Below are 10,761 nucleotides of genomic sequence, written 5' to 3'. Positions count from 1 at the left end.
TCAGACGTGTGCTCTTCCCTGGCGCTGTAGGGGGGACTGGAAGTGTCACCGTTGTTCAACTCCAAGGCGCTCAGGAATTGGACCTTCATGCCTTGGTCGATACCGATTTCGGGTCTACAAACGGTGCTGGTAACGCCCTGTCAGTTCCCGAGATTGCACCACCTCCGCAAATGGGTAATTTGTCCACATCCGAATTGATTCAAATTGTGCGGACACGTGCACGAGAGACGGCGCAATTGCTGATCAAAGCGACGGCTGAAGTGATCGAAGCGCAAAAGATGGAAATCAAGGCCAAGGCTGAAGGCAAGATCAAGGATCTGAACGAATCCATCAAAAAACAGGAAGAAGCCCAAAAAATGAAAGAGGCGATGGACATCCTGAAATATGTGATGTACGCCATCTCAGCCATTGTGATTGCTGTGATGGCGGTGGCTGCCGTTGTCTCTGCCGTTTTCACGGGGGGGGCCACGCTGGCCATTTTGGCCACCGTATCCGCACTGCTGCTTGTTGCGACCGTGATGGCCACGGAGATCAAAGACGATGAGGGCAAATCGGGCATGGACAAGGGCATGGAGGAGTTTTCAAAATTCATCGCCAACGCTGTTGCAGGATTCGCCTCATGGGGGGGTGAAAAAATTGACCCCGAATCTTCAGAAATGAAGGAAGGTAGCTCGATTGCTGCTGCCGCCATTTTGGCTGCTGTGCAGGTTGCTATTGCAGTGGTAATGGCCGTGGCCTCATTTGGTGGTGCCGCAGGGGCAAGTATCACCAATGTGGCTGGTGCTGCTGGGCGGGCTGCCACTTCCATTGTCAATACTGTTCTCAAGGCTGCAGCCGACATGATCATGTCGGCTTTGAAAATTTCAATGGAGGCAATGAAGACCGTCATGAATGTGGCCAAAGCCATGATGGTGGTGTTGAACGTGGTGCAAGCCTTGTCCACGATTGCCTCTTCAGGTACCAAAATCGCCGTTTCTGTGAAAGAGTATGAGTCTTCGGTCAAAAAAGCAGAAATTGCAGAACTCAAGGCCATGATCAAGATGCTTCAGGCTTTGCTGGAGCAGGACTCGAAGTTCCTTGAGCAATTGATGGAAATCCAGAGCAAGCTGGATCAGGGTGTGGCGACGATCATGCGCAATGAGCATGAGACCTCACTCAAGATCGAAAACATCCAGCAACTGGCCTGAATTGGAGCAACACACCATGCAAGACGTTTTTCAAAATTCATTTGATGCCCTGATCGGGGACATGGGCGATGACCTGTCTCTGGAAGACAAAGAGATCCTCATCAAGAATGTTTCCGAGCTGATTGTTCATGCCTACGAGTCCAATTTCCCGGACATGGGTGTTGCCGTAGGCTTGCCTCAGGATTATTTTGATGGTCTCCATGCGGTGGCGGCCAAATACGCCAGCAACGAACGTTACGAAGACGCCAGTGTGCTGTTCAAACGTTTGATGCAACTCAAGCCCACCGAAGCTGTTTATTACAAGGGGCTTGGGGCTTGTCAGCTAGGCCTGAAAAACTACCAAGGTGCGGAAGTGGCGTACAGCTCAGCAGAGATGCTCAAAGCGCAAGATCCTGAGATCCATTTCTATTTGGGCCAGGCTTTGTATTTTCAAAAGAAATTTGCGCCTGCATTTGACAATTTCCGTTTCGCCCGTGTTTTGGCAGAAAAGTACCCTGAAGAGGCCGGCAAAATCGCAGAGTGGTCAACTCAGCTGCTAGAGCGCTTGAAACCCTTGGTTTCACCTGAACAAGCGGCCAAAATCGATTTGCGTCCAAAGACTCATTGAGTCATGGGTGCGGGCGAATACCCGCAAGAACCAGTGGCTGAAGTCACTGGTTCGTATTTGGGCGAACCCATTTTTCTTCCGCCACTGCGCAGACCCTTGGGTTGGCGAGAGCTCGACAGCAAGACATTGCTGTTGCGTGCACATGGCTTGATTGCCTCGCAATGCGCAGCGATCGGCTGGTCTGACTCCAGCCATTTGGATGACACAAGGCGAACAACAGCCTTTGGCCTCGATTTGATTGACCGAAGGCAATTGCCCTCATCAGAGAGTTTCTTCATGGAGGAATGGTCTCGCCTTCAAGCAGTGGCCGAGCAGCCAAGGTCTGATCAAGATTCAAAGCCCGATCAATCACCCAAAAAAACGGGGCGATATCCTGGTTGGGTTTTGATGGCAACGTTGGTTTTGGCGGCTTTGCAGCTGGCCTTGTTTTGGGTTGCAATCAGCCCGACCGAGGTGATTGAGACCGCCAAAAGATCCATTCGCCAGTGGCAAATCGCACATCCAGCTACTGAAGCTGCAGCAGCGAGCTCGACTTCATCTGAATGGACCAGTCCAACAGAAGATCGCGCCAATTGGTGGATGTCATGGAAACAAACATCCATGACAGGAATTTTGACCCCCACCCATGAAGTTCCAGTAGCCGATGTGCAGCGCTTGCCTCCTGCGAAAAAGGCTGAAAAATGAGCTTGTTTGGGCCCATTACCAGTGAATTCAACCCTAAGACCAAGGTGACTCAGCATGATCGAGTCGCTCCTCATTCACACTTGGATGAGATTTTGGCTTGGTGTTCGGAGTTGATGACAGAGACTGAACTGGGGCAGAAAACTTTGCAGTGGTCAGAACTGTTGAATGCCCTAGAGGCCGTGGCTGTGTGGTTGTTGGAGCAAGGTCGGCCCAGCGATGCTGTCAAAGTGATTGAAACGGCGACTCATCTCAGCCCGTCAGAAAAACGCTTGCAAAAGTGTTTGGCTGTTGCATTGACTGCATCAGGCGAACACAGCCGTGCTTTGTCTTCTTGGCAAAGATTGTGTGAGCTGACACCACATGATGCCGAAAATCAACTCATGCTTGCTCAAGCATTGCATATGTCTGGTGACACAAGTGCAGCCAGGACTTCCTTCCAACTCTGGTTTTCAACATGGAGCGACTTTGATCAATGGCCCATCGGCTTGAAGGAGCCAGCCATGCAGTGGTATCGATGGCTGAATTTTTCTCCTCCATCCGCTAGCTTCATGAGCGATTAACTTTTGAAGGGGAAAAATTTTTCATGTTCAATCAAGTCATCCACCATCAACTCTGACAGCAAGGAGCCAGCCATGAGCATCGATACGACCAGCCGCATCAATACACCCTATGTTCCACCACCTCCTTCGGGTGTCGGTCAAGCTGGCGGTGTTGATAAACCCAAAGGCGCATCAGATTCACAAGGGGTGCGCCCGCCAGGAGGCCTGTCTGTGCCGGTGGGCTCGGGAGAGGTGTCCTATTCATCGCCGAACTTGGAAGGTATTGATTGGGATGCGCTGACCTCCGATTACAAAAACGTTGAAAACGTGGCAGTGAGCATGACGGCCATTTTGGTTCTCTTGGTTGAGGCCATGAAAGAGATGCGCAAGAGCCAACGGGAAGCTTGGATGGATGAAGCGCAAAACGCCTTGCAGCAAGGCCTGAATGCGGCCGATCAGATGCGCTCTTCCGCTGTGGCCAAGCTGGCGGCCGATGTGGTGTCGAATGCCGCTGCGATTGTCACGGCTTCTGTGTCGTTGATCTCTTCTTCCATTGGTGCATCAAGGGGGCATAAGGCGGACCTTGCGATCGAAGCCAGGGCCGATGATTTGTTTGGTCCCAAAATCAATAATGCGGCATTGGCACCTGATTTAAAAGCCGACTTGAAAGTGGATCTGAAGGCCGATTTGGCCAAAGCGGATATCAAAGCCGATATCAAGGCTGAGGTCAAAGCAGAGGTGAAGGCCGATGTGGAGTTGACCCAAGCCAAAGCGGAAGTCAAGGCCGATGCTGACATCAAGCAGGAGGTGAAAACCGAGGTTGAAATCAAGACGGATACCGAAGTCAAGGCGGATGTGAAAGCCGATGCCGAAGTGAAGGCGGAGGCCAAAACAGAAGTGAAGGCGGAGGCCAAAACAGAAGCTAAGGCGGAGGCCAAAACAGAAGCTAAGGCGGAGGCCAAAACTGATGGCAAGGCCAAAGCCGATGCAGTCAAGAAAACCTACGTGGATGGTGACACATTGGCTAACCAAAAAGACCGCGCCAAGTGGGTGACTCAAGAGAAAGCCAACTGGCAAGCAGGGTTTGATCATGGGATCAACATCGCCAAATCTTCCGCTGAGATTGGTGCGACCATGGCCAAAACAGGTGCAGCGATCGGTGAATACATTTCGGGTCGGATGCAGGCCCAAGCCAAAGAGTTTGAGGCGCAAGGTTCCTATTCTCAAGCGTTGATGCAGGCTGAGTTGGAATTTGCCAATCAGACCCGCGATTCAATCAGAGCAATCTTGGACACGCTCAAGAGTGTGGAGTCGGCCAAGCACCAAGCGACTCAAGGTATTTACAATATCTAATTAGACTTTGGTATATACTCGATTCAACGCCTATGGATCGGGTGGCAACTGCAACGCATGATGCCCTTCGGTAGGGCTCATGCCGTTGATGGGGTGCCATGGATTCCTTGCTCAAATCTTTTACCGAGGATGTAGATCTGCTGCTGACTGAGGTCTGTATGACTGGGGCCATGTATGGCTTGGATCAGGCAGTCACAGCCATCGCAGACCATTTGCGAGAGATGCCGCGCACGGAAGGTGCTGCTTTGCTGGCCATGGCTTTGTCCAAAACAGCGGTTCGCGATTTTTCTGCAGCTGAAAAATTAACAGATCGGGTTTTGCAGAACCCGCACATGTCCAGGCTGCATGAGGAAGCTGCTGCCTTTAGAAATTTGGCGCAACAACTTCGGTCAGGGCGAAAACCTCACATCGGCTCTGTGGAACGTTGAAGTGCAAAACACAGATTGGCGCGACATGTTGAGCACATGGGCTCAATGTGGTTTGGCTGGCGTGTTTCCGATGCGTGGCCGGCAAATGTCTGGGATCGGGCGAGTGCAAGCGGTCAGTCGTGTTTCACCATCGGCACCTTTGGATCAATCGCGCTGGCTGGGTCAAACACATCACATTGTGCGGCCGGATGTCCGCGATATTGCCTCCCAAGACATTGTTCTTTTTAACAGCCTTTTAGGGCAGAGACCAGCCTTGACGGGGAATACAAATGACAAGGTCGACACCATGGTGATCAATGAGGGTTCTCAGGCCGACCGCATCCACGCCACACTTGTTCATCTGCGGGCCGTCAAGGGCCTTTGAGTCGAATACTGAGGGAAAACAACATGAATGCCATCATGCATTTGGGACACAAGCTAGCAAGCCGATTCGGTCACTGGTTGAGCAGTGCAATGCTGATGTTTCTGTTGACAGGCTGCAGTTCCGAGATGCTGTTACGAGACTTGACTGAAAGAGATGCCAACGAAATTGTGAGTGTCCTCTACACCAGTTCGATTGAAGCGCAAAAGATTCCAGACGCCAAAGGAAAATCATTTTCGGTTCAAGTGCTTTCAAGCGATTTACCCCGTGCAGTTGCTGTACTGAGGGCTTTGGGATTGCCCAAGAGTCCTCGAACTAACCTCAATGAGGTGTTCAGATCCACTGGATTTGCGCCCACACCTTTTGAAGAGCGTGTGCGCTATCTATTTGGTCTGGCCCAAGAAGTTGAACGCACAATTTCCTTGATGGAAGGGGTGCTTCAGACCAGAGTCCATGTGGTCACACCAGATGGTTCATCGAAATTGATTGATTTGCAACAATCAAAAGCGTCTGTTTTTGTCAGTTACGACGACCGTTATGACATTGAAGCGCTGGTTCCAAGAATTCGAAAATTGGTCAGTGACTCCATTGAAGGTTTGTCACCCAGTAAAGTTGAAATTTTGGTGATTCCTTCCCGTGTCGATTTGAAGTCAGTGACCGAGGTGCCTATCCAGCGCATGTTGGGTGTTCGTGTCCACAAAGATGACGTGTTCATGTTGATGATCGAAGTGGCCATTGTTTTGGCTCTCTTGTTGGTCAGTGTGGCCATGCAAGCTCGTGCCTTTTTACATCCTTTGTTGAGAAAGTTGTTACCAAGACGGTTTGGTCATTCTGGCAGTCGGGTTGAACCCACTGGGCGTCCAGCTTAGGTGATGGGGGGATGAGCATGTCGCAACACCTGTTGAACGCTCCAGATCAGGCGTTGTACGATGCTTTGAACAGATTTGTTTGGCACCCCGAGAAGTGGCTTCGTCAAACTGGATTGTCTGTGAATGCACCGTCCTTAAAACAGATGGATGTCCAGACGATCCGACGACATGTCAGTGAGATTTCAAAGGCTTGTGATTTGCCCTTGGCATTGTGGAGAAGTCCTGAAGCTCCAGGAGCCTTAAGGCTTGCACTCTTGTCTCGTGATGAATGGATGCGATTAGGCCTGGTGGTGTCCATGCTTCCAATGTGTGGACGCGCTCATGGTTCTATCGATGGTCATTTCAGGCGCATGGTCAAGCAATGCCTGGATCAGGATGGTTTAGAAAAACTCGATCATGGATTTCCGAGTGCTCAATTGACGACACGTTTGGGGCCGGGTGCATGGCGAAATGCAGCTGGGGTGGCCCTAGGGGGCGTCAGTGCAATCATTCATCAAATTTGTGATTGGCCTGAAGCCGTTTCCAACAGATTCAGTCTGGCTTTCGAGCCAGGTGAGTTGAATAAGCCACCGTCAGTTGTGGGATTGAATTCTGAATGGATGGAGTTTGCATGCAAAATTTCATGGCCAGACCACCCGTGGCTGTGCTCCTGAGTGCTGATCGACCGGTTATTGGACCTGGTGTCAAGCGTTTACGCGCCGATGAATATCGTTGTCTTAGCGATGCTTGGACTGCTTTGGATTTGGCAAAAACTCAAGCTGATGCCATCGTTGGCCGTGCAGACGAGGTTCGTCTGCAGGCCATGGCGGAGGGCTTGAAAGAGGGGCGTCGTGCTGCCAGAGATGAAATGATTCAGTCTGTGACTGCGATGCGTTCAACTTTGCGGCGATGGGTCTTAGAGACCGAACCCAAATTGGTTGAGTTGGTAGCCCGTTGTGTTCGCGAGATCGTCACCAACGTAGATACCTTTTCATTGGTACGTGGCTCCGTTGGCCGTGCACTTGGCGAGATGGTCATGGCCCCTGATGTTCGAATACAAGTTCATGAGTCTCATGTGCCTGCAATTCGTGAGCAATTAGCCCAACTGATTCAAGAATACGATTTAAGAGGAGTGCTTCGGGTCGAGGCATCCAACGCTTTGCAACCGGGTGACTGTGTGGTGGAGTCTCCTTTGGGTTTGATTGACCTGCGAGTTGATTCCCAATTACGTTTTGTTGAACAAACTCTCAAGCCTGCATCATGACTGAAAGCATGATGTCCCAGTCATCGCAAGTCGCACCCGACCTAACGCCCATTGCAGACGAGGAAGACGCTGGAATGAGGGACCTACATTCCTTCGATGGACAAAATCCGTTGCTGGACGCGCTCGGTCGAGTTGAATTGCGTTTGCAGCGCTTACACACCAAGGTGTTGGCAGGCAAAGTGGTTGAAGCCATCGGCACGGTGGTCAAAGTGGCCTTACCCGGAGTGGGCGTTGGTGATCTTTGCGAGTTTCGAAAGCCAGATGGCCGTCCCTTATGTTTTGGCGAAGTTGTTGGATTTGCCGGAGAACTTGCCGTGGTCGCCGTTCTTGGTGAGAGTCAGGGTATCTCTGCACAAATTCAGGTCTTCCCTGCAGGAGCTGCCCAAAGCGTTGAGGTGTCAGAGGAATTGCAAGGTCGTATTTTGGATGGAATGGGACGACTGTCAGATGGTGGGCCGCCTTTGACCAAGCCTGGTGTCCTTTGGCCCATTTACAACGACCCACCACCGCCGATGACACGCAAGGTGATCAACAAACCCTTGCCCATGCGAGTCAGGGTTTTGGATGGTCTTTTGACCGTAGGTGAAGGACAGCGAGTGGGTGTTTTTGCAGCGGCCGGTGTGGGCAAGTCCACGATTCTTTCGCAATTGGTCAAAGGCGCAGATGTCGATATCCGTGTCATTGCCCTGATTGGTGAACGAGGCCGCGAGGTCAGAGAATTTGTGGAGCACAGTTTGGGTCCAGAGGGCATGGCCAAATCCATCGTTGTGTGTGCAACTTCTGACCGCTCATCACTCGAACGCGCACGCGCTGCGTACCTTGCGACTTCAATCGCTGAGTATTTCCGAGATCAAGACAAAAAAGTTCTGTTGCTGATGGATTCAGTCACGCGCTTTGCTCGTGCCTTGCGAGAAATCGGTTTGTCTGCAGGTGAGCCGCCTGCTCGGCAAGGCTTTCCACCTTCTGTTTTCTCAACATTGCCGCGTTTACTTGAGCGCTCTGGAATGGGGCCTCGTGGATCGATCACTGCCTTGTACACCGTACTTGTAGAGGGTGATGACATGACGGAACCGATTGCTGATGAAACCAGATCCATCTTGGACGGGCACATTATCCTTTCGCGCGATCTGGCAGCGGCGAATCATTTTCCGGCTGTGGATGTGCTTGCAAGTGCGTCGCGTGTGATGTCCATGATTGACACACCTGACCACTTGAAGATGGCTGGACGTATCCGTGAGTTGATGTCCGCCTACAAACGATCTGAGCTTTTGGTGAAGATTGGTGAATACAAAAAAGGAGCAGATCCCCTGATCGATGAAGCCCTGGACAAGTGGCCGCGTATCCAGCGATTTTTGCGGCAAGCCACCACGGAATTCACTGATTTTGATGACACACAAAACCAATTACGGGCCTTGGTCAATTGATTTGCATCACAACTTATACAAAAGTAAATTATACTAAGGTCTAAGAATTGAAGGTGATGCAAGCTATGTCGCAAGAAATGACTACTGCCAATGGAATGGCCAAGATGCCTGTCGAATTGACTTTGACAGTCGGTACTGTGACATTGCCGTTGGAGCGCTTGATGGAAATGTCTGAAGGTCAAACATTGACAGACGAGGTGATGAGCTATTTTCCTGGCGTCCGCTTGCACATGAATGACCGCTTCGTAGCTGAAGGAGAACTCGTGCGTATTGAAGGGCGTGTTGGTTTGCGCATAACCCGATTGATCGCCTAAAGAGCCCTTGAGATGGAATCGGCATTTTTTGGCTTCTCTCAAAATCAGATTGCTTTATTAGTCATTCTCGGTTTATTGCCGTTTTTATTAATAGCACTAACATCATTTATAAAATTTGCAGTTGTTATTTCGTTGCTGCGAAATGCTTTGGGTATTCAGCAAATACCACCCAACATTGTTATTTACAGCATAGCCTTGGTCATGACCGGTTACATCATGTTGCCAACCGGTATCGCTTCTGGCCAGGTCATTGCAGATGCATTGCAACGCAACAAACCAGTCTTATCGCAAATACAGGATGTTGCCGAGCCATTTGTAGAGTTCATATCGCGTGTGGCAACTCGCGAAAATGTGGAATTCTTTAGGGATTCGGCCAAAAGAATGTGGGGGGAGGACATTGCACGTGAAGTTTTGGATCCGGAAGCAAAGCCGTTAACAAGAATGGTCATCATGATGCCTGCTTTTGTAATCTCCGAATTGACCAGAGCGTTCCAAATTGGTTTTCTGCTTTACCTCCCATTCATTGTCATTGATTTGATCGTTGCGAATATTTTGCTTGCTCTTGGTATGTCATCTCTGTCCCCCGTGACAGTTTCATTGCCTCTGAAATTATTATTATTTATTGCACTCGATGGTTGGAAAAGATTGCTTGAAGCCATGGTTCTCAGTTATGGAATAACATAATGCTTGCAGACAAAGAAATATTGAACCTTGCAAGTCAATCTTTGACTTTGGTTCTGACGGGTTCACTTCCAGCGATTGCAGCAGCTGCTATCGCTGGTGTGGCGGTAGCCCTTTTCCAAGCATTGACACAAATTCAAGATCAAGGTCTTCCCACAGCCATAAAATTTTTCGCTGTTTTGTTTGTGTTATTTCTTACATATGTCTCAGATGCAACAGCGATAGCCAACTTCACATCAAATTTATTCTCACTGATAGAAACCATATAAATTGTTTAAAGGTATTACGGTTTAAAAAATAAATTATGTATAGTATATCGCTAGACACTGCTGCAATAATGATTTTATGTTTTGCTAGATTATTTGGATTTGTATATTTTTTTCCATTAATTGGCGGTGATCAGGTTCCACCTTTGGTTAGAACGCTGATGTGTATGACCTTGACGCCTTTTTTGGGAATGCCAATGATTTCAAATGAATCACTGAATCAAGATATATATCAATTATTTTATGCATTATTGATAAAGGAAGCATTGGTGGGATCATTTATAGGCCTTGTGGTTGGATTGCCAATGCGTCTTCCAGATATTATAGGAAGTATGATTGATAACCAACGTGGATCAGCTGTGACCGATACATATAACCCAGCTTCTGGCAGTGATGCTTCATTATTGGGACAGCTTTTATCTTTAACTTTGGTAGTTTATTTTTTAAGTTCTGGTGGTTTTCAGCAACTCATTGGTATGCTGGCAGGAAGTTACAAGTTAATACCAGTGAACTCCTTTTTTCCCGTGACAAATGAAAATGCATGGACAGTACTTTTGGAAATATTTTTACGTTATCTAACAGTATTCGTCATCATGACACTGCCGATCATGGCAGCCATGTTTTTGGCCGAGATTTCATTGGCGCTGGCTTCTAGATTTGCCCAATCATTGAATGTATTTTCGCTTGCACAACCGATTAAAGCAATGGTCGCGATCAGCATGCTGGTCACATTGATGCCGAAGATCAACCGTGAATTAACTGGATTCATGAATGATTTGATCAATAAATTTGGTGGATCATGAAC

General features: G+C 49.2%; 15 protein-coding genes. All 15 read left to right on the top strand.

The genetic code is table 11. From position 1 onward, the window contains the following. Window positions 1–1,187: type III secretion system translocon subunit SseC family protein (gene sctE / locus AMM41_RS17660; protein WP_194944856.1), on the top strand; the 1,187-nt coding region annotated here is incomplete at its 5' end. 16 nt (window positions 1,188–1,203) lie between these two features. After that, complete coding sequence (locus AMM41_RS17655) at window positions 1,204–1,794, top strand: hypothetical protein (RefSeq protein WP_194944855.1); 591 nt, start codon at window positions 1,204–1,206, stop codon at window positions 1,792–1,794. Between the two features lie 3 nt (window positions 1,795–1,797). After that, window positions 1,798–2,478, top strand: a complete 681-nt coding sequence (locus AMM41_RS17650) for a hypothetical protein (RefSeq protein WP_089962345.1) — start codon at window positions 1,798–1,800, stop codon at window positions 2,476–2,478. Continuing rightward, window positions 2,475–3,038 (top strand): tetratricopeptide repeat protein, encoded by a 564-nt coding sequence (locus tag AMM41_RS17645; protein ID WP_194944854.1) that lies wholly within the window; start codon window positions 2,475–2,477, stop codon window positions 3,036–3,038. The genes AMM41_RS17650 and AMM41_RS17645 overlap by 4 nt, the downstream gene beginning before the upstream one ends. Window positions 3,039–3,110: 72 nt before the next feature. Further along, on the top strand, window positions 3,111–4,370 hold the full coding sequence (locus tag AMM41_RS17640; RefSeq protein WP_194944853.1) for a hypothetical protein: 1,260 nt from the start codon (window positions 3,111–3,113) through the stop codon (window positions 4,368–4,370). 98 nt (window positions 4,371–4,468) lie between these two features. Next, window positions 4,469–4,798, top strand: coding sequence for a hypothetical protein (locus AMM41_RS21995; protein ID WP_194944852.1), 330 nt, complete (start codon window positions 4,469–4,471; stop codon window positions 4,796–4,798). Between the two features lies 1 nt (window position 4,799). Beyond that, a complete protein-coding gene (locus AMM41_RS17635) occupies window positions 4,800–5,162 on the top strand; it encodes a hypothetical protein (RefSeq protein WP_228769340.1) in 363 nt (120 codons plus the stop codon). 23 nt (window positions 5,163–5,185) lie between these two features. Then, window positions 5,186–6,028: a type III secretion system inner membrane ring lipoprotein SctJ gene (gene sctJ / locus AMM41_RS17630; RefSeq protein WP_089962330.1), complete on the top strand. Its 843-nt coding sequence runs from the start codon at window positions 5,186–5,188 to the stop codon at window positions 6,026–6,028. An 11-nt stretch (window positions 6,029–6,039) separates the two neighbouring features. Next, a complete protein-coding gene (locus AMM41_RS21990; RefSeq protein ID WP_194944851.1) occupies window positions 6,040–6,681 on the top strand; it encodes a hypothetical protein in 642 nt (213 codons plus the stop codon). Next, window positions 6,639–7,271, top strand: a complete 633-nt coding sequence (locus AMM41_RS17625; RefSeq protein WP_194944850.1) for a FliH/SctL family protein — start codon at window positions 6,639–6,641, stop codon at window positions 7,269–7,271. Before AMM41_RS21990 ends, AMM41_RS17625 begins: the two co-directional genes overlap by 43 nt. Further along, the gene (locus AMM41_RS17620) at window positions 7,268–8,695 is read left to right on the top strand and encodes a FliI/YscN family ATPase (protein ID WP_304438334.1); all 1,428 of its coding nucleotides are present in this window, start codon (window positions 7,268–7,270) and stop codon (window positions 8,693–8,695) included. The genes AMM41_RS17625 and AMM41_RS17620 overlap by 4 nt, the downstream gene beginning before the upstream one ends. A gap of 56 nt (window positions 8,696–8,751) precedes the next feature. Continuing rightward, window positions 8,752–9,009, top strand: coding sequence for a FliM/FliN family flagellar motor switch protein (locus AMM41_RS17615; protein ID WP_089962323.1), 258 nt, complete (start codon window positions 8,752–8,754; stop codon window positions 9,007–9,009). Window positions 9,010–9,021: 12 nt separating this feature from the next. Continuing rightward, a complete protein-coding gene (gene sctR / locus AMM41_RS17610) occupies window positions 9,022–9,693 on the top strand; it encodes a type III secretion system export apparatus subunit SctR (RefSeq protein ID WP_089962319.1) in 672 nt (223 codons plus the stop codon). Beyond that, the gene (locus AMM41_RS17605) at window positions 9,693–9,959 is read left to right on the top strand and encodes an EscS/YscS/HrcS family type III secretion system export apparatus protein (RefSeq protein WP_089962317.1); all 267 of its coding nucleotides are present in this window, start codon (window positions 9,693–9,695) and stop codon (window positions 9,957–9,959) included. The genes sctR and AMM41_RS17605 overlap by 1 nt, the downstream gene beginning before the upstream one ends. Window positions 9,960–9,994: 35 nt before the next feature. Next, window positions 9,995–10,759 (top strand): type III secretion system export apparatus subunit SctT, encoded by a 765-nt coding sequence (gene sctT, locus AMM41_RS17600; RefSeq protein ID WP_089962312.1) that lies wholly within the window; start codon window positions 9,995–9,997, stop codon window positions 10,757–10,759. Window positions 10,760–10,761: the final 2 nt, after the last annotated feature.

Source organism: Limnohabitans sp. 2KL-3 (assembly GCF_001269405.1).
Classification (GTDB): domain Bacteria; phylum Pseudomonadota; class Gammaproteobacteria; order Burkholderiales; family Burkholderiaceae_C; genus Limnohabitans_A.
The sequence above is the reverse complement of the archived record's forward strand: the minus strand, read 5'-3'. Positions and strand labels throughout refer to the sequence as shown.

What these genes read in the sequence shown, in the direction of transcription:
- AMM41_RS17655 (WP_194944855.1), top strand. Translation starts at nt 1,204, where the DNA reads ATGCAAGACGTTTTTCAAAATTCATTTGATGCCCTGATCGGGGACATG.
- AMM41_RS17650 (WP_089962345.1), top strand. Translation starts at nt 1,798, where the DNA reads ATGGGTGCGGGCGAATACCCGCAAGAACCAGTGGCTGAAGTCACTGGT.
- AMM41_RS17645 (WP_194944854.1), top strand. Translation starts at nt 2,475, where the DNA reads ATGAGCTTGTTTGGGCCCATTACCAGTGAATTCAACCCTAAGACCAAG.
- AMM41_RS17640 (WP_194944853.1), top strand. Translation starts at nt 3,111, where the DNA reads ATGAGCATCGATACGACCAGCCGCATCAATACACCCTATGTTCCACCA.
- AMM41_RS21995 (WP_194944852.1), top strand. Translation starts at nt 4,469, where the DNA reads ATGGATTCCTTGCTCAAATCTTTTACCGAGGATGTAGATCTGCTGCTG.
- sctJ (WP_089962330.1), top strand. Translation starts at nt 5,186, where the DNA reads ATGAATGCCATCATGCATTTGGGACACAAGCTAGCAAGCCGATTCGGT.
- AMM41_RS21990 (WP_194944851.1), top strand. Translation starts at nt 6,040, where the DNA reads ATGAGCATGTCGCAACACCTGTTGAACGCTCCAGATCAGGCGTTGTAC.
- AMM41_RS17625 (WP_194944850.1), top strand. Translation starts at nt 6,639, where the DNA reads ATGCAAAATTTCATGGCCAGACCACCCGTGGCTGTGCTCCTGAGTGCT.
- AMM41_RS17620 (WP_304438334.1), top strand. Translation starts at nt 7,268, where the DNA reads ATGACTGAAAGCATGATGTCCCAGTCATCGCAAGTCGCACCCGACCTA.
- AMM41_RS17615 (WP_089962323.1), top strand. Translation starts at nt 8,752, where the DNA reads ATGCAAGCTATGTCGCAAGAAATGACTACTGCCAATGGAATGGCCAAG.
- sctR (WP_089962319.1), top strand. Translation starts at nt 9,022, where the DNA reads ATGGAATCGGCATTTTTTGGCTTCTCTCAAAATCAGATTGCTTTATTA.
- AMM41_RS17605 (WP_089962317.1), top strand. Translation starts at nt 9,693, where the DNA reads ATGCTTGCAGACAAAGAAATATTGAACCTTGCAAGTCAATCTTTGACT.
- sctT (WP_089962312.1), top strand. Translation starts at nt 9,995, where the DNA reads ATGTATAGTATATCGCTAGACACTGCTGCAATAATGATTTTATGTTTT.